Below are 22,317 nucleotides of genomic sequence, written 5' to 3'. Positions count from 1 at the left end.
GCCAGGGGCCGCTCACCGACGGTCACGGGTTCGGCGGCCGGGATGTCGTCGGCGGGCACCGGGGCCGAGATCGCCGGGTATCTGGTGCGCTCCGACGGACCGCACTTCGGGGCCGGCCCGACCATCCGCCACCCGGTGAGCGCCCGGCAGCCCGCCCCCGGCGCGGCCGCGGCCGCCGCCGCGCGCGCCGCCTCCCGTCTCGGGCGCAGCGGCGCGCGCCGCCGGCGCGGCACCACGACCCGCCGCGGCCACGGCCACGAATACATGACGTTGACCGAGACCGAGACCGAACCAATGACGGCCACCGCCTCGACCAACGGCGCCGGGCCGCTCGGGTTCGTCGGCACCGTCGACCACGAGGCGGCCCGAGCGCCGGCGGGGCTCACCGCCACCGCCGGTGGCGACGGGGCGAACATCCCGATGATGCCCGCCACCTGGCCGGAGCGGACCGACCCTTCGGAGTTTCGGGAAATCGGCAGGTGAGTTAATATCACCGTGGCCGTCAACGTCGGTGAGGCTTGCCTTACCTGCGGAGGTCTTCGGGGGGACCGGCGGCGACGCGATCTCGGTGGGCGGGCCCCACAGGAGGCCCCGGCGGGAGGCCCGCCCGCCCAGACCCCACGGGCCCCACAGACAAGGACGGCGACCATGACGGTGACGGTGTTCATGGTCGATGGGTTCATGGGCGACGGGTTCATGGCCGACGCGGAGCCGCACCCCGAGGTGCAGCGATGGCCCCGGTAGTCGCCGCCGCCGCGCCCCTGACCGCCCGCGCGCCGCGCACCCTGCGGCGCGGGGTCTCGCGCGTCACCGCACCGCCGGTCCGCGGGGTGGCGACGGTCGGGCGCGGGGTGCGCCTGGTGGGTGCGGTCGCCGGCCACACCGTGCGCGACACCCTCACCCTGCGACTGCCGGTCGGGGAGTTGGTGGTGCAAGCCTGGACATTGTTGAAGGTCACCGCGATCCCGGCGGTGCTGATGGCCGTCCCGATCGGCGCGCTGGTCTCGGTGCAGGTCGGCGGACTGGTCAACCAGGTCGGCGCAACCTCGCTGGTCGGCGCTGCCAGCGGCTTCGGGGTGATCCGGCAGGGTTCGCCGATGGCGGCCGGACTGTTGATGGGCGGGGCCGCCGCCGCGGCGATCGCCTCCGATTTGGGATCCCGGCAGGTCCGCGAAGAACTCGACGCGTTACGCGCCATGGCCATCGACCCGGTGCGCCGGTTGGTGGTGCCGCGGGTGCTGGCGTTGCTGCTGATCGCGCCACTGCTGTGCTTCGTGATCATCGGGGCGGCCGTCGCCGCCGCTTACCTGATCGCCATCGGCGTCAACGATGTCACCCCGGGCAGCTTCTGGATGTCGTTCGGGGCGTTCGCCAAGGTCACCGATCTGTGGTTCGCGATCGGCAAGGCCACCGTGTTCGGCGGCATCGTCGGGGTGGTCTCCTCGCTGCGGGGCATGGAGGCCCGTCGCGGGCCGCGCGGGGTGGCCGACGCGGTCAACTCCGCGGTGGTGCTCAACGTGATCGGCATCGTGATCGCCAACGTGGCGATCACCCAACTGCAGACCATGTTCTTCCCGACGGAGATCGCCTGATGGGCACCGCGGTGCTGCGCGCCGGCGGCCAGTGGGCGGTGTTCACCGCCCAGGTGGTCGGCACCCTGCCGCTGACCGCGCGCCACTACCGCCGCCAGATCCTGCAGGCGATGAACGGCCTGGCCTGGGGCCGCGGCTCGCTGCTGGTCGACGGCGGTGTGATGAGCGTGCTGCTCATCCTGGGCCTGGCGATGGGCGCCTCACTGGCGATCGAGTCGTTCTCGACGCTGAACATGATCGGCTTCGGGCCGCTGGCCGGCATCGTCGGCGGGGTGGCCAACGTTCGCGAGTTGGCGCCGCTGATGACCGGCATCGCGTTCGCCACCCAGGCCGGCTGCCGGATGACCGCCGAGATCGGGTCGATGCGCATCGCCGAGGAGATCGACGCCACCGAGGCGATGGGTTTGCGGCCGATCCCGTTCGTTGTGGGCAGTCGGCTCATCGGGGCGCTGCTGTGCCTGATCCCCGGCTACTTCGTGGTGCTCATCGCCAGCTTCTACATCGCCGACACCGTGGTCACCGTCTTCCGGGCCCAACCGGCCGGTACCTACCAGCACTATTTCGTGCAGTTCCTCACCCCCACCGACATCGGGTTCTCCCTGCTCAAAGCCGCGGTGTTCTGTGCGGTGGTGACGCTGATCCACTGCTACTACGGCTATTTCGCCACCGGCGGGCCCGTCGGAGTCGGGCAGGCGTCCGGGCGGGCTGTTCGGGCCAGCCTGGTGGCGATCGTGGTGGTGAACTTCACCCTGACCGTGTCGATCTGGGGCCTGCGCCCGGAATTCGTGTTCACGGGGTAGCCGACCGATGCTGCTGCGCACCACCGCCGACCACGAGACCCGGATCCTCACCCGTGTCGGGCTGGCGCTTCTGATCGGAGCGGTAGCACTCGGCGCCGCCGTGGCCGCCTACCGGCCGATGACCCGCGACGCCGCGTCGCTCACCGCGCTCACCGTCGACACCCCCTACGTCGGGCAGGGGGTGAAGGCCGGCACCCCGGTGATCATGTTCGGGGCCCGGGTCGGCGAGGTCGCCGCGCTGGCCGCCCGTCCCGGCGGCGGAGTGCGCCTGAACCTGCGCCTGCAGCCCGAGCCCACCGCCGGCCTCACCGACCACCTCGACCTCGATTTCCGGCCCGCCAACTATTTCGGGGTCACCGGGGTGAATCTCACCCCCGGCCCGCCCGGCGGCCAACTGCTTTATGACGGCATGCACCTGGCGCTCGTCCCGCGCGGCAGCCACACCATGCAGTCGCTGCTGTCACGGCTCGGGGAGATCACCGAGGGCGTGGTGACCCCGCAACTGATCGAGGTGCTCGACCGGGCCGGGCGCTACGTCGACGGGCTCGCGCCGCTGGCCGAGACGATGCTGCAGGTCGCCAACACCGTCGCGGCGGTGCAGACCGTCGGCGCCGGACACCTGGTGCGCAACCTCGCCGGGGTCACGGTGGCCGCCCCGGTGTTCGTCGACGGGGCCACCGACCTGGTCGGCCGGGTCGCCGACACCCCGCTGAGCGCACCCACCATGACCGCGGAGTTCTTCACCGACCGGTTCCTGGCGACGGTCAACCTGGCCTCCACCGGCCTGTTCGGCACCGTCGGCACCCTCGCCGGCTCCCACGTCGAGGACCTGCTGCCGCTCACCGAGGTCATCCGCACCCTCACCGGACCGATCCCGTCGATCGCGACCGCCCCCGACATCGCCGCCACCCTGGTGGAACTGCGCACCCGCTTCGAGCGGATGTATGAGGGCTCCGGTGACCAGCGCGCCCTGCGGGTCCGGCTGGCCCTCGATGCCCTGCCCGGCATCGCCGCGCCGCTGGGACTTGCCGCGGAGGGGCCGTGATCACCCCGCGGGGCGCCCTGTGGCGGCTGGTGGCCAGCGCACTGGTCGCCGGGGTGGTGGCCGTCCTGATCGTCAACGTGCTGCGCCAACCCGTCGACGCCCCGACGCGCGCCTACCGCGCCGACTTCACCGACGCCTCCGGGCTGACGCTCGACGCCGATGTGCGGGTCCGCGGCGTGCGGGTCGGCAAGGTCACCGCGATCCGGTTGGTGCGCAACGCCGGACGCAGCCTCGCCGAGGTCGGATTCAGCCTCGAGGACCGGTTCGGCATCGGTCCGGACACCCGGGTGGCGATCAAATTCCAGGCCCTCACCGGACTGCGCTATCTGGCGGTGCTCGAACCCGGCGAGCCGGACGCCCCGGCGACACTGCCCGCCGGCAGTCATCTGCCCACCACGATGACCCAGCCGTCGCTGGACGTCACCACGTTGTTCAACGGGCTGCAGCCGGTGCTGGCGACACTGACCCCCGAGCAGCTCAACACCTTCACCGACCATGTCGCGACCGTGCTCGCCGGCGACGGCAGCGGCCTGGCCCCGATGCTCGACAGCATCCGCGCCCTCGCCGAGTTCGTCGCCGACCGCCAGACGGTGATCAGCACCCTGTTGGCCAATCTCGGGGCGCTCTCGGAGTCGGTCGGTGGGCGCTCCCGGGAGTTCATCCAGCTGTTGACGTGGGCGAACCGCCCGGTCGACGCCGCGATGGAGGTGCTCGACGAGTTCCGCAAATCCGCGCTCTACGGCCCGCAGTTCACCCGGACGCTGGTGCGGCTTCTGCACCATCTCGGCATCGAACCCGGTGCCAGCATCGACGACGGCCTGGACAAGGCGATCACCAACTTCGACGACACCCTCGACGGATTCAAGATGATCCCGGTGGTGTGGGAGAACATCGAACCCCCCGGCGCCGAGGGGGATCCGATGGCCTGTTCGCGCGGGCGGGCCCAACTGCCCGAAACCCTCGATGTGTTGCTGGGCGGTCAGCGGGTGGTGCTGTGCAACCGTTGAGGGCACCGGGCGCCCAGATCGCCCTCGGCGCAGTCGCGATGATGCTGATCGGCGTGCTGGCGGCCACGGCGACGGTGATGTACCTGCGTCCGCCCGGGCAGACCGCCGTGATCTTCTACACCGACGACGCGGCCACCGTGCACCCCGGTGACCCGGTGCGCATCGCTGGGGTGACCGTCGGGCGCATCAAGGATCTGGCCATCGAGCCCGACCAGATCCGGGTACGGGCCAGCGTCGCCGCCGACGCCTTCGTCGGCGACCGTTCCCAGGTCCAGGTGCGGATGCGCACCGTCGTCGGCGGTTACTACACCGCGATCACCTCACTCGGCGATAAACCGTTGGGCGCCCAGCCGATTCCACGGGAGCGGGTGCGCATGCCCTACAACCTGATCCGCACCGTCTCCGAGGCGGCCGCCGTCACCGACCGGGTGGAGCCCGCACCGATCCGTGATGTGCTGGACAAACTGCAGCGCGGACTCGCCGGCGACAACGTCGAAGCGGTGTCGGCACTGCTGGAGGCCGGTACGGGGCTGGCCGACGCGGTCGAACAGCAACGCGGACAGCTCTCCGCGATCCTCGCCATCTCCGACGAGTACATCGCGGCTCTGAGCGCCCACACCGCCGAACTCACCCGACTGCTGCGCAAGATCGCCGTCATCGAACAGACCCTGGTGCTGTACTCCGCGGGGTTCGGCCAAGCCCTGGCCGGGATGGGCGACCTGCTGGAGTCGGTGGGCGTCGTCGGAGAGTTCTACGCCGGGCACCGCGACAAGTTCGTCGAGAAGGTGCGCAACTGGCAGGCGATCGTGCAGACCTGGGCCGACCGCAACGGCCTGGTGGTGCGCGGCCTGCGCCGGGTGCGCAACAAGATCGAGCGGGTCCTAGACGCCCAGAACGCTGCGCCGCTGCTGCTGGCCACCGACCTGTGCATCCCGGTGCCGGGGCAGCCATGCTGATCCGGGCGCGGTGGGCGGCGGTCGCGGCGGCGGTCCTGGTGGCGGTGGCGCCGGTGTCGTCGTGCGCCCTGCGCACCGGCGCCGACGACCAGAAGCTGTGTGCGCTGATGCCCGACGCAATCGGGCTCTACCCGGGTAACCCGGTCACCCAGATGGGTTACCGGATCGGCACGGTCACCGCGGTGAGCCCCGAGCCCACCGAGGTCCGGGTGGACTTCACCGTCACCGTCGACCGGGCCGTGCCCGCCGACGTCAGGGCGGTGATCCGGTCGATGTCGGTGCTCGCCGACCGCTCCCTGGAACTCGTCGGCAACTACACCGACGGACCCACACTGGATGCCGCGAGCTGTATCCCGTTGGAACGCAGCGCCACCCCCAAGAGCCTGTCGCAGATCGTGCAGTCGATGGGTGAGTTCCTCGACACGGTCAGCCCAGACGGCTCCGGCAACGTGGCCGACACCGTCGCCGCGCTCGACCGGGCGCTGGGCGGGCAGGGCGGACGCGCGGCGGAGGTTGCCACCCGCCTGTCGGCGCTGTTGGACAGCCCCGACCGGGCGATCAGCGACACCGGGTCGATCGTCACCAATTTCGCCCGGTTGACCACCGAGATCGCCGGTGTGCGTGACACTCTCAAACAGGTGCTGCTCGACGCCTCCGTCACCACCGCCGACCTTCAGGTCGCCACCGACGGGATGCGCCGGATGACCGCGGTGCTGCCGCTGATGATCGGCATGATCGCCGACCTGGAACGCGAACTCGGCGACCAAACCCAGCAGGTGCTCGACACCGTCTCGGTGGCGCTGCGCAAACTCAGCCCCCACGCCACCGCGATCGCCGGGATCTTGAGCCCGATCCCGGGCTGGCTTGCCGGAGTGGGCGACCGGTTCAGCGACCAGGGTCTACAACTGAAGTGGCGGCCGCCGCTGTATCGCATCCGCACCCCCAACGGTCTGCTGCTGTGCGGGCAGATGAACGCCCGCGTACCGGGCAGTTGCGCCGACGTCGCCGGCACCCCCTACGCGGTGGACGTCGCGCTGCTGCAGTACGTGTTGACCGAGGCGAGCCACCGATGACCCGCCGCAGGATTCACCCGCTGCGCACGCTGCTGGCGGTGGTGCTCAGCGCCGTCGTCACCGCGTCGTGCGCGGCGCTGCGGGTGGAGTCGCTGCCGGCACCGGGCGGGACACCCGACGGCTACGAGTTGACCTTCGAGTTCGCCGACGTGCTGAACCTTCCCGACCGCGCCGCGGTGGTGATGGACGGGGTGCGGGTCGGCACCGTCACCGCCGCCGAGCTCGCCGACGACCGCGTGATGGTCACCGCCCGCCTGAAGCCGGATACGGCGGTGCCCGCCGACGTACAGGCGGTGCTGCAGCAGGCCACCGTGCTCGGGGACATCTACCTGGCGCTGCAGCGAACCGGCGACGACGCCGCCCCACTGGCCCCGGGTGCGATCGTGCCGCTCGCACAGACCACGGCCCCGGCCCAAATCGAGGACACCATCGCCAATTTGGCCAACTTCGTTGCCAGCGGCACCATTCAGCGCACCCAGAACACCGTAATCCGGATCAACCAGATCGCCGAGACCAGCGACCGTCCCCTCGCGGAGGTGATCGCATCCACGAGCCACAACCTCGCCGAACTGGCCGACAACCTCGAGTCCGCCGATCTCACCCTGGCCGCGCTGGCGCAGACCGCGGCGGTCCTGGGTGACAAACGCGCCCAGATCGCCGGCTGGTTCACCCCCGCCGGAATGCTCGGCCTCGACCGGACCACCCAGGTGCTGGCCCGTCTGGGTGTGATGATCCCCTCGATCGGCAGTGTCTACACCGGTGGCTTCTGGCTGGTGCCGATGCTCACCAACATGGCGGCGGCCGCGGGCGCGGTGCAGGACACCAAGTGGGCCGTCGAGGACGAATACCCGCGGTGGCGTCGGCTCCTGCTGGAATACTTTCTCCCCGAGGACAAATACCCGGCGATCAACATCACCTCGATCGTCGGCCCCGACGGCGAGGAACTCTCCGGCGACGTCGAAGCCGTGCTGCGGATGCTGGGGGCGGTGCCGTGAGAGCTCTGCGCAGCATCGCCACCGCCGTGGCGTTCGCCGTGATCGTCGTCGGCGCGCTCGGCTACATCGCCGCACTCGGGGTGCGCACCGGCCCACCGGCCGCGCGGACCGAGCTGTCGATGGTCGTCACCAACCTCAACGGCCTGGTCACCGGCTCCCGTGTATTGCTGCGCGGAGTGCCGGTGGGTGCGGTCACCGCCGTACACCCGACGGTCGAGGGAGTCACCGTCGACTTCTACGTCGATGCCGCCCACCCGATCCCGGCCGACACCGTGGTGCGCCTGGACAACCTGTCGGCGCTGGGGGAGGCCGTGATCGGGTTGTTCCCCCGCACCGCGGACGGCCCCGTGCTCGCCGACGGTCAGCGCCTGAACGCCGAGATGGTGCGCCGGCCGATGTCGATCGCCGACCTGGCCATCGCACTGGGGCGACTGTTGCAGCAAGCCGACCCCGAGAGGCTGTCGCGCATCGTCACCGAAGCCGACATCGCGCTGGCCGACCCCGATGCCGTGCTGCCCAATCTGTCCCGCGCCGCGACGCTGCTGCACGGCGAGGTCTCCACACTGGACGGACGCGGTGCGGAGTTGGTCGACAACATCCAGATCCTGTTGCGCAACGCCGGTTTCGTCGGCCCCGCCCTGGCCGAGATCGGCCCGCAGCTCGGCGGTATCGGCGCCAACATGCAGCAGGTGCTCGGCAACGCCATGAACCTGGTGCTGGCGGGCTCCCCGGAGAACCTGGAACGGTTCACCGCCTACCTGAACCGCATCCAGGCGTTCTTCGACACCCGCGCACCGGACATCAAGGTGCTCGCCGAGACCCTGCTGCCCAACGCCCGCGCCATGAGCGACGCACTGACCCATTTCGACACCGCCCGCCTTCTGGACAACCTGCTGGTCGGCATGCCCGCCGACGGCACCATCACCCTGCACGTCACCGCCGACCCCCCGGGCTGACCGGCGATCCCGAACGGAGAAAGGACTTCTCGTGACCGACACCGACACCGACGCTCTCACCGACACGGACACCGACACGGACGAAACCCTGGCCGACGAAACCCGCGCCACCGAAACCCGCGCCGCCGCGACCGCGTCGACCGACACGTTGCCGCGACAGGTGTCGGTGCCGCTGGCGACCCTGGTGCGCGCCGGGGTCATCGGGGTGCTCACGGTGCTCGTCGTGGTGTTGGGAGTTCTGTACTGGGGAGCGCGCCGTGACCTGGCGGCCGAAACCAGCCAGGCGCGCGACGACGAACGTGCCCAACAGGTCGCGCTCGACTACGCCGTCGGGGCGGCACGGATGGACTTCCGCGACCTGAGAACCTGGCAGAACGACCTGGTGGCCGGGACCTCCCCGCAGCTTAGCGCCAAACTCACCGACGCGGCCGAATCGATGGAACAGATCCTCACCCCGCTGCAGTGGGAGTCGACCGCCAAACCGCTGGCGGCGGTGGTGCGTTCCCACAACGGCGGCGGGGACCGCAAAGGCGCGGACATCTATGTGGTGGACGCGTTCGTCAGCGTGTTCACCAAAACCACCCAGGCGCCCGACGGTCTGCAGTCGACCGCCACCTACAGCATCACCCTCGACCGCGGGCAGGATTGGCAGATCACCGATGTGGGAGGTATCGATGCCGTGCTCGGCACCCGGTAGCCCGGGGGTGCGTCGGCGGGCGATGCTGGTCTCGGTGATCGCCGGGCTGATCGCCGGGCTGGTCGCCGTCACGGTGGGCGCCACGCCGGCCGTGGCCGACCCACCCGACCCGGTCGGCAACGAGCCGCCGCCCCCGCCGCTGCCGGTGGTGGTGCCCGCCCCGTCGGACTGGGAACCGAAATTCCCGTTCCCCTATGACCAGTCGCGCCAGTACGTCACCGACGCCGACATCACCGCCGAACGGGAGATGTGCCAGTGGTACACCCAGCAGTACGACGAACTGATGCAGCAGATCGACCGGTTCAACATCAAGTTGATCACCCGAAACGGCGACTGGTCGGTCGACGACGTGCCCGAGCACGCCGCCGCCGTCGCCGCCAACATCGACCAGTCGGTCGACTTCCTCGCCCCCCGCGCGCAGGCGCTCACCCAGCGGAAGGACTACGTCGGCGACAACTACTTCCCGCTGTACCAGGGTGAGAGTTTCTACCTTCTCCACCAGCACCTGTACAACGTCGGTCGCGGCCTCAAGGCCCACCAGCCGGCCTGGTTCACCGGACCGTCGATGCGCCGAGTCCAATACTGGGGCAGCCGGATCAACCGTTCCCACGTGTGCCGATGAGTGCCCGCGCCGCCGTGCTCGCCGCCGCCGTCACCGCCGTGCTCGCCGGTGGGGGACCGGCCGGCGCCGACCCGGCATCCGACGGCGGAACCGATGCCCAGTTCGCCGCGGCGATCGCCGCGGTGCGCGACGGCACCTCGTGTGGACCGCTGCGCCGCGACCCGACGGTGGAGCGTGTCGCGACGCTGTCGAATCAGTCCACCCGCGACTATCTCGAACACACCGCCCGCCACGTCCCCGTCGACGACCCGCTGGCGGTGCTGCGTGAACTCGGCGGCGATGCGGGCACCGCGATCCAGTTGCAGGGCTTCGGCCCTGATACGGCCACCGCCATCAAAGGTGTTCTGCTGCAAGGCAACACCAGTATCGGCGTCTGTTCCTTCGACCGGATCGGGACCAGCGTGCTTCGCACCGCCGACGGCGAGCGGGTGCTGGTGGTGGCGGTTCTGGCCGGTCGGTGAGCTCAGATGTCCATCCACGGCGGGGTGAGCCACGATCCGGCCGGGGTGAGCAGGAACCGCAGCGGGCCGCGCTCACAGTAGGTCCCGGTTTCGGCGGTGACCGCACAGGTGGTGCCGTTGTGTTCGATGACGGTGCGCGGCGCCAGCCCCACCCGTGCCCGGGTTGCCGGCATCCGAACCGCCACCGTGTGGTCGTAGTGCATCGACCGGTCGCCGGCCACCCAGCCGAGCGCCCGGGTCCCCGGCGGTGCCCCCGGGATGTCACCGGCGCAGGCCACGCTGCCAGGCCCCCAGATCCCGCAGTTCTGCCCGGTGGCCGCGATGAACCACCGCCCGTCGGCACCGGGCACCACGAACTCGGCGGAGTCCACACGGTCGAAGTAGCGGGTGTCGGGCCACGGGCCCGCATCCGGGGCGGCAGCCGCCGAAGCGGCCCACCCCGCGACGGCCAACACCGCGACAGCCGACACCGCCGCCGGCACGGTGCGGGAGTGCACGGCTACTCGGCCCGCCGGGCCAGTTCGGTCGCCGCAGCGCGCAACTGGTCGGGGCGGTCGATCGGGGTGGCGTAGCCGGCGCGGGTATAGGCCACCCCGCGCGGTGTGGTGACCTTCAGGTCCAGCCCGTAGCGGTCGGCGCCGGTGCACACCGCCTCGATCGTGTCGGGGTACCCGCCGAGGACGCGGGCCATCGCCAACAGCGAATCGGCGTGATCGGCGTTGAGGTGATCGACCGCCCGGTCGGCGTGCGGCACGATCGGGTCGGGCGCGGCGGCGGCGTAGTCAGCGCCGGTCGTCGAATCCATCCGGCCGTAGCCGCCGACCCAGCGCACCCGGTGCACCCGCAACACCCACAGCGAGAAATCGCTGTAGTCGATGTAGTACTTGGCCGCCGGCACCGCCGCCAGATGCGCCGCCCGCGCGGCCAACGCGTCTTGCCCGGTCGGCCTCTGCGCCACCCCGGCCAGCGTGATCCGGCTGCTGGCCAGCGGATCGACGACCGCGGTGGGGGCGACCACCGCGATGCTGGCCCGCGGGTCACGATCGAGGTTGCGGCCGTGCTCGGCCAACCGCGACACGCACAGCACCGGGTCGCCGTCGAGCAACCCGTAGGTGATCAGCGACGCCCACGGGTCCCCGTCGACGGTCAGCGTCGCCACCGTCGCGGCGTTGGTGGACGCAGCGACCGTGCGGGCCTCCTCGGCCGGCGAGGGCCGGGCGCTGTTGACGACGTCGGTCAGCGGTGGCGGCACCGACGGGCCATCGCCCGGGTCGCCGTGGTCGGAAGAGGCCATGGGCTGACCCTAGCGGCTCATCGACCAGGAAAAATCGCCGCCACCGGCCCTTATGTCGATCCGGCCACGTATCCTCACAGGCAGTGCGCCTACCACCGGGCCGGTCGCCGGCCTCACCCGGAATCGCCGACCGGTACCCGGGAGCGCACCCGAGCGGAAGGTAAGGGGATGAGCGGACTACACCGCAGGGCCGGGGGGCTGGGCGTACCGATGTGGGTGCTCGCGGTGGCGGCCACCGTCGGGCTGGTGGTGAGCAGCGGGCCGGCACTGGCCGATCCGCCCCCGCCACCCGCACCGCCGGTCCCGGCGCCGTCGTTGGATGCCGATGTCCCACCGGGCAACCCGCCGCCGCCGAATGCTCCGGGGCTCAACCCGAGTGCCGCGGTGGCGCAGGTCGGCCCGTCGGTGGTCAACATCAACACCCAACTGGGGTACGCGCGCGCGGTCAGCGCCGGCACCGGCATCGTGCTGGACCCCAGCGGCGTGGTGCTGACCAACAACCACGTCATCGCCGGGGCCACCGAGGTGTCGGCGATGTCGGTGGCCAACCAGCAGAGCTACGACGTCGAGATCCTCGGCTACGACCGCACCCACGACATCGCGGTGATCAAGCTGCGCGGCGCCACCGGGCTGCCGGTGGCTACCATCGGTAACTCCGATGCGGTGCGCGTCGGTGACGGGGTCATCTCGATGGGCAACGCCGGCGGCCAGGGCGGCACCCCCAGCGCGGTGCCCGGCACCGTGACCGCCCTCAATCAGACCGTCTCGGCCTCCGACGACCTGACCGGCGCGTCGGAGACGCTGACCGGGATGATCCGGGCCAGCACCGCGCTGCGCCCGGGCGACTCCGGCGGGCCGATGGTCAACGCCGCCGGCGAGGTGATCGGGGTCAACACCGCCGCGTCGGAGAACTACAAGATGGCCCAGCCCGGCGGGGAGGGGTTCGCCATCCCGATCAACCAGGCGATGGCGGTGGCCAACCAGATCCGGTCGGGCAACTCCTCTGACACCGTCCACATCGGGGCGACCCCGTTCCTCGGAATCGGGGTGGTCGACAGCAACGGCGGCGGCGCCAAGATCGTGCAGGTGCTCAACAACACCCCCGCCGAGCAGGCCGGGATCCGCCGCGGGGACATCTTGCTGTCGCTGGGCGGGCAGTCGATCGATTCGGCCACGGCGTTGACCCGCGTGATCGACCGTCACCAGCCCGGTGACTCCGTCGAGCTGCGCTGGCGCAGCCTGCAGGGCGGTGAACAAAGCGCCACCGTCATCCTCGCGGTCGGCCCGGCGGGTTAGCGACGATGCGGGTGTGAGCAGCGGCACGGGCCCAGGACACGACGCTCCCACCGTCGGCAGCCATGTCGCCGACGGTGTCGTCGAACATCCCAGCGCCGACGATTTCGACAGTGCCACGGCGCTTCCCGCCGATCCCACCTGGTTCAAACGGGCCGTCTTCTACGAGGTGCTCGTCCGGGCGTTCTACGACTCCGACGCCAACGGCATCGGGGACCTGCGCGGGCTGACCGAGCAATTGGACTATCTGGCCTGGCTCGGTGTCGACTGTCTGTGGCTGCCACCGTTTTACGACTCGCCGCTGCGCGACGGCGGCTACGACATCCGCGACTTCTACAAGGTGCTCCCCGAGTTCGGCACCGTCGACGACTTCGTCACCCTGCTCAACGAGGCGCACCGTCGCGGCATCCGGATCATCACTGACCTGGTGATGAACCACACCTCCGACACCCACCCCTGGTTCCAGGAGTCACGCCGCGACCCCGACGGCCCCTACGGCGACTTCTACGTGTGGAGCGACACCAGCGACCGGTACGCCGACGCCCGCATCATCTTCGTCGACACCGAGGAATCCAACTGGACGTTCGACCCGGTGCGCCGCCAGTTCTACTGGCACCGGTTCTTCTCCCACCAACCGGATCTCAACTACGACAACCCGGCCGTCGCCGAGTCGATGCTCGACGTGCTGCGGTTCTGGCTCGACCTGGGCATCGACGGGTTCCGGCTGGACGCGGTGCCGTACCTGTTCGAGCGGGAGGGCACCAACTGCGAGAACCTGGCGGAGACCCACGCCTTCCTCAAACGCTGCCGACAGGTGATCGACGAGGAATTCCCGGGGCGGGTACTGCTGGCCGAGGCCAACCAGTGGCCCGCCGACGTCGTCGAGTACTTCGGTGACCCCGCCAGCGGCGGCGACGAATGCCACATGGCGTTCCACTTCCCGCTGATGCCGCGGATCTTCATGGCGGTGCGCCGCGAATCCCGGTTCCCGATCTCGGACATCCTGGCCCAGACACCGCCGATCCCCGCGCTCGCCCAGTGGGGCATCTTCCTGCGCAACCACGACGAGCTGACTCTGGAGATGGTCACCGACGACGAACGTGACTACATGTACGCCGAGTACGCGAAGGACCCGCGGATGAAAGCCAACGTGGGCATCCGCCGGCGACTCGCGCCGCTGCTGGACAACGACCGCAGCCAGATCGAACTGTTCACCGCCATGCTGCTGAGCCTGCCCGGCTCGCCGATCCTGTACTACGGCGACGAGATCGGCATGGGCGACATCATCTGGCTCGGCGACCGCGACGGGGTACGCACCCCGATGCAGTGGACGCCGGACCGCAACGCCGGATTCTCCACCGCCAACCCGGGCCGGCTGTACCTGCCGCCCTGCCAGGACCCGGTCTACGGCTTTCAGGCGGTCAACGTCGAAGCCCAGCGCGACACCTCCACCTCGCTGCTCAACTGGACCCGCACCATGTTGGCGGTGCGGCGGCGCTACGACGCGTTCGCCACCGGCGCGTTCCGCGAACTCGGCGGGTCCAACCCGTCGGTGCTCGCCTATGTGCGCGAACACGACGACGACGAGCCCGGCGACACCGTGCTGTGTGTGAACAACCTGTCCCGGTTCCCGCAGCCGATCGAACTGAACCTGCAGCACTGGGCCGGCTACACCCCGGTGGAGCTCACCGGGCACGTGCCGTTTCCGCGCATCGGGCAACTGCCGTATCTGTTGACGCTGCCCGGCCACGGCTTCTACTGGTTCCAACTCACCGAATCCGAAGGGGAGGGGTGAATCCCCGATGAAATTGCCGTTCGCCGACTGGCTGGTGGGTCAACGCTGGTACGCCGGACGCACCCGCGAGCTGACCGCGGCCCGCCCCGGCCAGGTGATCGCGCTCCGCGACGACCTGGATCTGGTGCTGCTCGAGGTGGACTACGCCGACGGGTTCGCCGAGCGCTACCAGGTGCTGGTCAGTTGGGACGCCGAACCGCCGCCGGAGTACCACAACGTCGCGCTCATCGGGGCCGACGACGGTCGCACCGGCTACGACGGTCTCTACGACCCGCAGGTCACCGCGTTCCTGCTGGAGCTGATCGACTCCTCGGCGGCCCGCAGCGCGGACCTGGATCGCATCGACTTCACCGCCGAACCCGACAGCGCGCTGCCGCTGGGGGAGCGGTCCTGGGTCAGTGAGGCCGAACAGTCCAACACCAGCGTCATCTTCGGGCAGGACGCGATCCTCAAGGTGTTCCGTCGGCTGCACCCGGGCATCAACCCCGACATCGAGTTGAACCGGGTGCTCGCCCGGGCCGGCAGCCCGCACGTGGCGCCGCTGCTCGGCTCCTACGAGCTGATGGCCGCCGGGGTTCCCACCCCGCTGGGCATGGTCGCCGAGTATGCGGCCAACTCCGCGGAGGGATGGGCGATGGCCACCGCCAGCGTGCGCGACCTGTTCGCCGAGGCGGACCTCTACGCCCACGAGGTCGGCGGTGACTTCGCCGCCGAATCCCGCCGGCTCGGCGCGGCGGTCGCCGCGGTGCACGCCACCCTGGCCGATCAACTCGGGGTCGGACGCCAGCCGTTCCCGGTCGACGCCGCCGTGCAGCGCCTGACCGAGACCGCCGAGGCCGTTCCGGAGCTGCGCCCGCACGTCGCCGCCGCCACCGACCGGTTCCGGCGCCTCCCCGACGCACCGATCGAGGTGCAGCGCATCCACGGCGACTTGCATCTCGGGCAGGTACTGCGCACCCCGGAGGGGTGGCTGCTCATCGACTTCGAGGGCGAGCCGGGCCAACCGCTGCCGGTGCGCCGCGCCCCGGACTCGGCGCTGCGCGACGTCGCCGGGATGCTGCGCTCCTACGAGTACGCCGCCCATGAGCCGCTGTTGGACTCCACGTCGCACAAACAGCTGGCGGTGCGCGCCGAGGAGTGGATCGCCCGCAACCGGACCGCGTTCTGCGACGGCTATGCCGCCGAATCCGGATCCGATCCGCGCGATTTCGCGGCGATGCTCACCGCCTACGAACTGGACAAGGCCGTCTACGAGGCCGGCTACGAGGCGCGCCACCGGCCCAGCTGGCTCCCGATCCCCCTCCAGGCCATCGCCCGGCTGGTGGGCTGAAACCCAACTCGACAGAACAACTCGACAGAAGGAGTGCACAACGTGACGATGCGTGCGGCAGTGGTGACCCGGCTCGACGGACCGACGGGCATCGAGATCCAGCAGGTCGACGAACCCGGCGGCGACGGGATGGTGGTGGTCGACGTGCACGCCGCGGGGGTGGCGTTCCCCGACGCGCTGTTGACCCGCGGTCTCTACCAGTATCGGCCGGACCCGCCGTTCATCCCCGGCGCGGAGGTCGCCGGGGTGGTGCGCTCGGCCCCCGACGGCGCGGGTGTTCGCCCCGGCGACCGGGTGGTCGGGCTGAGCATGCTCGCCGGTGGGATGGCCGAGGTGGCCGCGCTCAGCCCCGACCGGGTCTTCCCGCTGCCGGACGGCATCGGGTTCGCCGCCGGGGCGGGGCTGCTGTTCAACGACCTGACCGTGCATTTCGCGCTGCGTCTGCGTGGGCGACTCGCCCCCGGTGAGGTGGTGCTGGTGCACGGCGCGGCCGGGGGGATCGGCACCTCTGCACTGCGGTTGGCGCCGGTGTTGGGAGCGTCGCGCACGATCGCGGTGGTCAGCAGCCAGGAGAAGGCCGCAGTGGCCACCGCCGCCGGCGCCACCGATGTGGTGCTGGCCGACGGGTTCAAAGACGCCGTCAAGGAGCTGACCGGCGGCCGCGGAGTGGACCTGGTGGTCGACCCGGTGGGCGGGGACCGGTTCACCGACTCGCTGCGCTCCCTGGCGCCGGCGGGCCGGCTTCTGGTCATCGGGTTCACCGGCGGGGAGATCCCGACCGTGAAGGTCAACCGGCTGTTGCTCAACAACATCGACGTGGTCGGTGTCGGCTGGGGCGCCTGGGCGGGCACCCACCCGGGTGCACTGAGCGAGCAGTGGGACGAGTTGCATGATCTGCTGTCCACCGGGCGCCTACCCGCCCCAGACCCAGTCGTCTACCCACTGGAGGAGGCCGCCACCGCGGTGGCCGCCCTGGAGAACCGCACCGCCACCGGCAAAGTGGTGCTACGCGTGCGGGACTGACCGCAAAAAAACATCGGCGGCAGCGCTGGATTGCGCTGCCGCCGATGCGTGGGATGGGCTCAGGTGGCCGGGGTGGCGCCCAACGTGCGCTGCATGTCCGGCTTCATCGCCTGCAGCTGCTGGAACCAGTAGGGCCAGGCGTGGGTCCCGTCCTGCGGGAAGTTGAACACGCCGTTGGTGCCTCCGGCAGCCAGGTAGTTCTGCTCGTAGGTCTGGTTGGTGCGCAGCGTCAGACCCTCGAGGAACTTCGCCGGCAGATCGTTGCCGCCCAGTTCGTTCGGCGTCCCGTTGCCGCAGTACACCCAGACACGGGTGTTGTTCTGCACCAGACGCGGGATCTGCACCATCGGGTCGTTGCGCTTCCACGCCGGGTCGCTGGACGGACCCCACATGGCGTTCGCGCTGTATCCGCCGGCGTCGCTCATCGCCAGCCCGATCAGCGTCGGCCACCAGCCCTCCGACGGGTTCAAGAAGCCCGACAGGGAAGCGGCGTAGGGGAACTGTTCGGGGTGGTAGGCCGCCAGGGTCAGCGCCGAACCACCGGCCATCGACAACCCGACCGCGGCGTTGCCCTGCTGGGAGACACCGTGGTTGGCGGCCAGGTAGGTGGGCAGCTCCTGGGTGAGGAACGTCTCCCACTTGTAGGTCTGGCAACCGTCGTTGCCGCAGGCCGGCTGGTACCAGTCGGTGTAGAAGCTGGATTGCCCACCGACAGGCATGATCACCGACAGGCCCGACTGGTAGAACTCCTCGAACGCCGGGGTGTTGATGTCCCAGCCGTTGTAGTCGTCCTGGGCGCGCAGGCCGTCGAGCAGGTACACACCGTGTGCGCCGCCGCCCTGGAACTGGACCTTGATGTCACGGCCCATCGACGCCGACGGCACCTGCAGGTACTCCACCGGCAGTCCGGGCCGGGAGAACGCGTTCGCGGTGGCCGTACCGCCGACCGCGCCGATCATGCCGGGCACCAGTGCCGCGCCGATCGCCGCGATCGTCAGCCGGCGTGGCCACCTGGTGGCTGCGCCTCGCAACTTCTCAATGAACTTCATTTTCCCTATCCATCCCAACTTTCATCCGCCGCGTCACCGCGGTCGTTTTGTTGTTCGTCGGAAGTCAAACACGATCACGCCGCTTCGCCGCCGTGGCAACGCCGTTGGGGCGCATCGCGGTTAGCTAACGATTAGGAGTCGGAGCAGAACCCTCGCGTGACCGAGTCGTTATCTGGGAGGATGCCCACCATGACCGAGAACGCCGACCCCGCTGCGGCAGCCCCGCTGGCCGGGGTGCAGATCATCGAGATCGCCAGTTTCGTCGCCGTCCCGCTCGCCGGGATGACGCTGGCCCAACTCGGCGCCGAGGTCATCCGCGTCGACCCGATCACCGGTCCCGCCGACTACCACCGCTGGCCGCTCGCCGACGGCGGCACCTCCATCTACTGGACCGGGTTGAACAAGGGCATCCGCTCCGTAGCAGTCGATCTGCGTTCCTCCGGCGGGCAAGAGCTGGTGGCGGACATGATCGCTGCCGCCGGGGTGGTGATCACCAACGTCGTTGGCCGCCAGTGGCTTTCCTTCGACTCACTCACAGTCGGGCGACCCGATCTCATCCATGTCGAGATCACCGGACGTGCCGACGGGACCACCGGGGTGGACTACACCGTCAACGCCGGGGTCGGGTTCCCGCTGGTGACCGGGCCGGTGGAGCACGGTGGCCCGATCAACCATGTGCTGCCGGCCTGGGATGTGGCGTGCGGGCTGTACACCGCGCTGGGGGTGAGTGCGGCGCTGCGTCATCGGGAGCGCACCGGCGAGGGCAGCAGGATCGCCCTGGCGTTGGAGAACGTCGCGTTGGCAACCGCGGGTTCGCTGGGATACCTGACCGAGCCGATGGTCACCGGCCACGAACGCAGCCGTTTCGGCAACGACGTCTACGGCCAGTACGGACAGACATTCACCAGCGCCGACGGCGTCGACTTCATGGTGGTGGCGTTGACCGGCCGGCATTTCCGCGAGCTGGCCGAACTCACCGGAGCCACCAAAGCCGTTGCGGCCCTGTCCGAAGCGCTTGCAGTCGACTTCGCCGAGGAAGGCACTCGGTTCCGTTACCGAGACGTTCTCGGCGGATTGTTCGCGGACTGGTTTCACCGCAACGACGCAGCCGCCATCGAGGCCGCATTGGCGGCGAGTTCCGTTCTGTGGGAGCGCTACCGCAGCTTCGCCGAAGTCGCCGCAGGGCCGCGGGTCACCGCCAACCCGCTGTTCGCCGTCCTCGACCAGCCCGGGGTGGGGGCCTATCACGCCGCCGGGCTGCCGCTGGCGATCGACGGCGAACATTCCCCCGCGGCCGCCGCCCCGACCCTGGGCGTCGACACCGCGAGGGTGCTCTCCGGGCTGCTGGGGCTGTCCGACGAACAGATCGGCGAGCTGGTGGATGACGGGATCGTCGCAACGGGGACTGAGCGATGAGCCGCCTGGAAGAGCTGCTCGATGTCACCGCGTCCGCCGACGAGGTCTTCACCGGTCCCGGTGGGGGGCCGGACGGCAAACGCACCTACGGAGGGCAGCTCACCGCGCAAACGCTGATGGCCGCGGGACGTACCGTGAACGCCGGACGTCCTCCCGTCTCGCTGCAGCTGCAATTCCTGCGCGCAGGCGCGGCTGGCGACCCGGTCGACTACCGGGTGAGCGCGCTGACCGACGGGCGCACCACGGCGGTGCGTCAGGTGCTGGGGATGCAGGGCGAGCGGGTGCTGTCGATCGCGACGGTCGTGTTCGCCGATCCGCTGGGCGGGCCCGAACATGGCGCGACACCGGACATGCCCGAGCAACCGGAGGCCCTGCCGACGACCGGGCCGGCTGGGTCCGCCCCGGCGATGCCGTTGGAGGAACTGGATATCCGGATCAGCGATAGGGGAGCCGGCATGCAGTTCTGCCGGCACTTCTGGTGGCGCGCCACTGTGACGCTGCCCGCCGATCCGCTGCTGCACGCCGCGGCCGCGCTCTACACCACCGACGTGTACGGGCTGGATCCCGCGCTGCAGGTGCACGGCCATGCGTTGGGGGACGGCACTCATCGCACCGGCACCACCGGGACCGCGGTCTGGTTTCACCACCCGATCCGCGCGGACCGGTGGAACGTGCTGGCGTCGTCGTCACCGGCGGCCTCCCGGGGGCGCGGCGTGATCACCGCAGCCCTGGCCGACGCCGACGGCCGACGGGTCGCCACCGTCGTGCAGGAGGGACTGGTGACCCCCCGAGATCCCCACCCAACCGAGAGGAAGTGAGCCCATGCGGGTTTTTTCATCGATCAGTGAACTGGCGGCGCTGCAGGGCGCGTCGATCGGCACCAGTGACTGGATGACGATCAGCCAGGAGCAGGTCAACCTGTTCGCGGATGCCACCGGCGACCATCAGTGGATCCACGTCGACCCGCAGCGCGCGGCCGCCGGGCCGTTCGGCACCACCATCGCCCACGGTTTTCTGACCCTGGCGCTGCTGCCGAGGCTGCACCACAGTCTGTTCCGCGTCGACGGGATCCGGATGGGCATCAACTACGGGTTGAACAAGGTGCGGTTCCCGGCGCCGGTGCCGGTGGGGTCGCGGTTGCGCGCCCAGGTCGACGTCGTCGAGGTGACCGATCTCGGTGGCGGGGCCCACCAGCTGGTGCTGGCCACCACCGTGGAGGTGGAGGGCGCAGCGAAGCCGGCCTGCGTGGCCGAGAGCATCCTGCGGTACCAGACCTGAGTTCCGCGCCCGGGAAGGGCGCCGCGCCCGACGAGCCGGCAGGCCCGCCCCCGGGCGCACACCGGCGTGGGGGCCGAGTTATCCCCAGTTCCGCAGGCATCCCCAGATCGGTCCTCGCGGCGGTCTCGTGTCGGACCCGCGACCTATAATTCGAACATGCGTACGATCCAGCGGGAAGATTTCGACGGGCCTTGCGACGCCGTCGACGCGGGTCTCGCCGCTGCGCTGGACCTCCCGCTCGATGCCCTCACCACGGTGGAGCGGCTGGACCTGCTGCACCGCATCGAACGGTGGCGACGACTGCTGCCCGCCCTGGAGCACTCGTTGATCGACGAATTGCGACACGCCACCCCCGAGGAGCTCGGTGGCCGGCTTGCCTGGGTGCTCGCCGATCGGTTGCACATCACCCGGGGGGAGGCGCGCGGGCGCATCGCCCACACCGAAGACCTCGTCGAGCGCCGCACCCTCGACGGCCAGCCGCTGGAGCCGGTGCTGCCGCACACCGCGACGGCGCAGCGGTCCGGGGCGATCAGCCCCGCCCACGTGGAAGTGATTCGCACGTTCTGGCATCACCTGCCCCACAAGGTCGACTGGGAGGCCGCCGCAGAGGCCGAACGTCACCTGGCGGAGTTGGCCACCCGGTTCCGGCCCGACGAACTCAAACAGCTCGCCGACCGGATGACCGATTGCCTCGACCAAGACGGCGAGTACTCCGACGCGGAGCGGTCCCGCCGGCGCGGCCTGGTCCTGGGCAAGCAGGACAGTGACGGAATGAGCTCACTCAAGGGCGAACTCACCCCGCTGGCGCGCGCCGCGCTGGATGCGGTGCTGGCCCGGTGGGCCGCACCGGGCATGGCCAACCCCGACGATGACACGCCCTGTCTGGACGGAACCCCGAGTCAGGAAGCGATCGACAACGATCGGCGCAGCGCCGCCCAACGCAACCACGACGCGCTGACCGCACTGGCCACCGCGATGCTGGCCTCCGGCAAGCTCGGCGACCTCAACGGTCTGCCGGCCTCGATCGTGGTGACCACCACGCTCGCCGACCTGGAAGCCGCCGCGGGCAGCGAAATCAACACCGGCGCCAAAGCGCACACCGGCGGTGGAACCTGGATGCCGATGAGTGAGGTGATCGGCCTCGCCGCCCGGTCCCACCATTACCTGGCGGTGTTCGACGGGGCCAAACCGCTGGCCCTCTATCACGGCAGGCGTCTGGCCAACGCCGCGCAGCGCCTGCTGCTCTACGCCACCGAGCGTGGCTGCACCCATCCGGGCTGCCCGGTGCCGGCCAACCTCACCGAGGTCCACCACATCACCCCGTACTCCCGGCAACCCCGTACCCACGCCGACGAGCTCACCCTGCGCTGCCGACCGCACCACCGGCTCCTCGACGACGGGTGGGACACCCGCAAAAATGGTCATGACGACGTCGAAACCATTCCGCCCGCCACGTTGGACCACGGCCAGCCCCGCGTCAACCGCTACCACCACCCGGAAAAGCTGCTGTATGAGACCGGCGGCGGTCATCCCGACGACGAGGATGACGAGCCCTCTTAGCCTCAATCCACCGATGAGCGGTTGCTCTGAGGTCGGATTGCGTTGTGTGCGTTGGGACTGGGGTGTGTCGGGATG

At 70.2% G+C, this 22,317-nt stretch carries 23 protein-coding genes; 20 read left to right on the top strand and 3 right to left on the bottom strand.

From position 1 onward, the window contains the following. The 12 genes from B8W67_RS20995 to B8W67_RS17740 form a co-directional block, all read left to right on the top strand. On the top strand, nt 1–483 hold a 483-nt coding region (locus B8W67_RS20995), incomplete at its 5' end, for a PPW family C-terminal domain-containing PPE protein (RefSeq protein ID WP_476738877.1). A 248-nt stretch (nt 484–731) separates the two neighbouring features. Then, nucleotides 732–1,592: an ABC transporter permease gene (locus B8W67_RS17790; protein ID WP_069393303.1), complete on the top strand. Its 861-nt coding sequence runs from the start codon at nt 732–734 to the stop codon at nt 1,590–1,592. Continuing rightward, nucleotides 1,592–2,392 (top strand): ABC transporter permease, encoded by an 801-nt coding sequence (locus B8W67_RS17785; RefSeq protein ID WP_085305377.1) that lies wholly within the window; start codon nt 1,592–1,594, stop codon nt 2,390–2,392. The genes B8W67_RS17790 and B8W67_RS17785 overlap by 1 nt, the downstream gene beginning before the upstream one ends. Nucleotides 2,393–2,399: 7 nt before the next feature. Next, nucleotides 2,400–3,437, top strand: coding sequence for an MlaD family protein (locus tag B8W67_RS17780; RefSeq protein WP_109561827.1), 1,038 nt, complete (start codon nt 2,400–2,402; stop codon nt 3,435–3,437). Then, on the top strand, nt 3,434–4,444 hold the full coding sequence (locus tag B8W67_RS17775) for an MlaD family protein (RefSeq protein ID WP_085305375.1): 1,011 nt from the start codon (nt 3,434–3,436) through the stop codon (nt 4,442–4,444). The genes B8W67_RS17780 and B8W67_RS17775 overlap by 4 nt, the downstream gene beginning before the upstream one ends. Nucleotides 4,445–4,482: 38 nt before the next feature. Then, nucleotides 4,483–5,400 (top strand): MlaD family protein, encoded by a 918-nt coding sequence (locus tag B8W67_RS17770; protein ID WP_085305383.1) that lies wholly within the window; start codon nt 4,483–4,485, stop codon nt 5,398–5,400. Next, on the top strand, nt 5,394–6,473 hold the full coding sequence (locus B8W67_RS17765) for an MlaD family protein (protein WP_085305373.1): 1,080 nt from the start codon (nt 5,394–5,396) through the stop codon (nt 6,471–6,473). Before B8W67_RS17770 ends, B8W67_RS17765 begins: the two co-directional genes overlap by 7 nt. Continuing rightward, entirely contained in the window at nt 6,470–7,468 is a 999-nt protein-coding gene (locus tag B8W67_RS17760) for an MlaD family protein (protein ID WP_174254750.1), read from the top strand. The genes B8W67_RS17765 and B8W67_RS17760 overlap by 4 nt, the downstream gene beginning before the upstream one ends. After that, nucleotides 7,465–8,424 (top strand): MlaD family protein, encoded by a 960-nt coding sequence (locus B8W67_RS17755; RefSeq protein WP_069393299.1) that lies wholly within the window; start codon nt 7,465–7,467, stop codon nt 8,422–8,424. The genes B8W67_RS17760 and B8W67_RS17755 overlap by 4 nt, the downstream gene beginning before the upstream one ends. Nucleotides 8,425–8,455: 31 nt before the next feature. Then, nucleotides 8,456–9,121 (top strand): hypothetical protein, encoded by a 666-nt coding sequence (locus tag B8W67_RS17750; RefSeq protein WP_085305371.1) that lies wholly within the window; start codon nt 8,456–8,458, stop codon nt 9,119–9,121. A 22-nt stretch (nt 9,122–9,143) separates the two neighbouring features. Next, nucleotides 9,144–9,743 carry a hypothetical protein gene (locus B8W67_RS17745; RefSeq protein WP_372507505.1) on the top strand — a complete coding sequence of 200 codons (600 nt, stop codon included), beginning with the start codon at nt 9,144–9,146 and terminating at the stop codon, nt 9,741–9,743. Then, nucleotides 9,740–10,204, top strand: a complete 465-nt coding sequence (locus B8W67_RS17740; RefSeq protein WP_234806812.1) for a hypothetical protein — start codon at nt 9,740–9,742, stop codon at nt 10,202–10,204. The genes B8W67_RS17745 and B8W67_RS17740 overlap by 4 nt, the downstream gene beginning before the upstream one ends. A 2-nt stretch (nt 10,205–10,206) precedes the next feature. Here B8W67_RS17740 and B8W67_RS17735 read toward each other — a convergent pair whose 3' ends face one another. Then, on the bottom strand, nt 10,207–10,701 hold the full coding sequence (locus B8W67_RS17735; RefSeq protein ID WP_085305369.1) for a hypothetical protein: 495 nt from the start codon (nt 10,699–10,701) through the stop codon (nt 10,207–10,209). 2 nt (nt 10,702–10,703) lie between these two features. After that, on the bottom strand, nt 10,704–11,498 hold the full coding sequence (locus B8W67_RS17730; RefSeq protein WP_085305367.1) for a HugZ family pyridoxamine 5'-phosphate oxidase: 795 nt from the start codon (nt 11,496–11,498) through the stop codon (nt 10,704–10,706). Nucleotides 11,499–11,666: 168 nt separating this feature from the next. Between B8W67_RS17730 and B8W67_RS17725 the strand changes: the two genes are divergently transcribed. The 4 genes from B8W67_RS17725 to B8W67_RS17710 are packed head-to-tail and all read left to right on the top strand — an operon-like array spanning nt 11,667 to nt 16,939. Further along, nucleotides 11,667–12,794 carry a S1C family serine protease gene (locus B8W67_RS17725; RefSeq protein WP_069393295.1) on the top strand — a complete coding sequence of 376 codons (1,128 nt, stop codon included), beginning with the start codon at nt 11,667–11,669 and terminating at the stop codon, nt 12,792–12,794. Between the two features lie 13 nt (nt 12,795–12,807). Beyond that, nucleotides 12,808–14,586 (top strand): maltose alpha-D-glucosyltransferase, encoded by a 1,779-nt coding sequence (gene treS, locus B8W67_RS17720; protein WP_085305365.1) that lies wholly within the window; start codon nt 12,808–12,810, stop codon nt 14,584–14,586. 7 nt (nt 14,587–14,593) lie between these two features. Further along, a complete protein-coding gene (locus B8W67_RS17715; protein ID WP_069393293.1) occupies nt 14,594–15,916 on the top strand; it encodes a maltokinase N-terminal cap-like domain-containing protein in 1,323 nt (440 codons plus the stop codon). Between the two features lie 48 nt (nt 15,917–15,964). Continuing rightward, nucleotides 15,965–16,939: an NADPH:quinone oxidoreductase family protein gene (locus B8W67_RS17710; RefSeq protein WP_069393318.1), complete on the top strand. Its 975-nt coding sequence runs from the start codon at nt 15,965–15,967 to the stop codon at nt 16,937–16,939. Nucleotides 16,940–16,998: 59 nt separating this feature from the next. On the opposite strand, the gene B8W67_RS17705 is transcribed toward B8W67_RS17710, so the two are convergent. Next, nucleotides 16,999–17,988, bottom strand: coding sequence for an esterase family protein (locus B8W67_RS17705; protein WP_069393292.1), 990 nt, complete (start codon nt 17,986–17,988; stop codon nt 16,999–17,001). Nucleotides 17,989–18,177: 189 nt separating this feature from the next. Between B8W67_RS17705 and B8W67_RS17700 the strand changes: the two genes are divergently transcribed. The 4 genes from B8W67_RS17700 (at nt 18,178) to B8W67_RS17685 (ending at nt 22,242) form a co-directional block, all read left to right on the top strand. Beyond that, nucleotides 18,178–19,404, top strand: a complete 1,227-nt coding sequence (locus tag B8W67_RS17700; protein ID WP_085305363.1) for a CoA transferase — start codon at nt 18,178–18,180, stop codon at nt 19,402–19,404. Then, nucleotides 19,401–20,222, top strand: coding sequence for an acyl-CoA thioesterase (locus tag B8W67_RS17695; RefSeq protein ID WP_085305361.1), 822 nt, complete (start codon nt 19,401–19,403; stop codon nt 20,220–20,222). The genes B8W67_RS17700 and B8W67_RS17695 overlap by 4 nt, the downstream gene beginning before the upstream one ends. 4 nt (nt 20,223–20,226) lie before the next feature. Then, a complete protein-coding gene (locus tag B8W67_RS17690; RefSeq protein WP_069393290.1) occupies nt 20,227–20,682 on the top strand; it encodes a MaoC family dehydratase in 456 nt (151 codons plus the stop codon). A gap of 156 nt (nt 20,683–20,838) precedes the next feature. Beyond that, nucleotides 20,839–22,242, top strand: a complete 1,404-nt coding sequence (locus tag B8W67_RS17685; RefSeq protein WP_069393289.1) for an HNH endonuclease signature motif containing protein — start codon at nt 20,839–20,841, stop codon at nt 22,240–22,242. The last annotated feature ends 75 nt before the right edge of the window (nt 22,243–22,317 follow it).

The sequence above is a fragment of the Mycolicibacillus koreensis genome (assembly GCF_002104795.1).
Taxonomy (GTDB): Bacteria; Actinomycetota; Actinomycetes; order Mycobacteriales; family Mycobacteriaceae; genus Mycobacterium; species Mycobacterium koreense.
This window is presented reverse-complemented; position numbering and strand designations above follow the sequence as displayed.

Bases quoted from the DNA above. Each gene is read 5' to 3' on its own strand.
- B8W67_RS17745 (WP_372507505.1), top strand. From the start codon at position 9,144: ATGCTGGTCTCGGTGATCGCCGGGCTGATCGCCGGGCTGGTCGCCGTC.
- B8W67_RS17700 (WP_085305363.1), top strand. From the start codon at position 18,178: ATGACCGAGAACGCCGACCCCGCTGCGGCAGCCCCGCTGGCCGGGGTG.
- B8W67_RS17790 (WP_069393303.1), top strand. From the start codon at position 732: ATGGCCCCGGTAGTCGCCGCCGCCGCGCCCCTGACCGCCCGCGCGCCG.
- B8W67_RS17690 (WP_069393290.1), top strand. From the start codon at position 20,227: ATGCGGGTTTTTTCATCGATCAGTGAACTGGCGGCGCTGCAGGGCGCG.
- B8W67_RS17740 (WP_234806812.1), top strand. From the start codon at position 9,740: ATGAGTGCCCGCGCCGCCGTGCTCGCCGCCGCCGTCACCGCCGTGCTC.
- B8W67_RS17770 (WP_085305383.1), top strand. From the start codon at position 4,483: ATGATGCTGATCGGCGTGCTGGCGGCCACGGCGACGGTGATGTACCTG.
- B8W67_RS17760 (WP_174254750.1), top strand. From the start codon at position 6,470: ATGACCCGCCGCAGGATTCACCCGCTGCGCACGCTGCTGGCGGTGGTG.
- B8W67_RS17765 (WP_085305373.1), top strand. From the start codon at position 5,394: ATGCTGATCCGGGCGCGGTGGGCGGCGGTCGCGGCGGCGGTCCTGGTG.
- B8W67_RS17725 (WP_069393295.1), top strand. From the start codon at position 11,667: ATGAGCGGACTACACCGCAGGGCCGGGGGGCTGGGCGTACCGATGTGG.
- B8W67_RS17780 (WP_109561827.1), top strand. From the start codon at position 2,400: ATGCTGCTGCGCACCACCGCCGACCACGAGACCCGGATCCTCACCCGT.
- B8W67_RS17715 (WP_069393293.1), top strand. From the start codon at position 14,594: ATGAAATTGCCGTTCGCCGACTGGCTGGTGGGTCAACGCTGGTACGCC.
- B8W67_RS17730 (WP_085305367.1), bottom strand. From the start codon at position 11,498: ATGGCCTCTTCCGACCACGGCGACCCGGGCGATGGCCCGTCGGTGCCG.
- B8W67_RS17705 (WP_069393292.1), bottom strand. From the start codon at position 17,988: ATGAAGTTCATTGAGAAGTTGCGAGGCGCAGCCACCAGGTGGCCACGC.
- B8W67_RS17710 (WP_069393318.1), top strand. From the start codon at position 15,965: ATGCGTGCGGCAGTGGTGACCCGGCTCGACGGACCGACGGGCATCGAG.
- B8W67_RS17685 (WP_069393289.1), top strand. From the start codon at position 20,839: ATGCGTACGATCCAGCGGGAAGATTTCGACGGGCCTTGCGACGCCGTC.
- B8W67_RS17695 (WP_085305361.1), top strand. From the start codon at position 19,401: ATGAGCCGCCTGGAAGAGCTGCTCGATGTCACCGCGTCCGCCGACGAG.
- B8W67_RS17785 (WP_085305377.1), top strand. From the start codon at position 1,592: ATGGGCACCGCGGTGCTGCGCGCCGGCGGCCAGTGGGCGGTGTTCACC.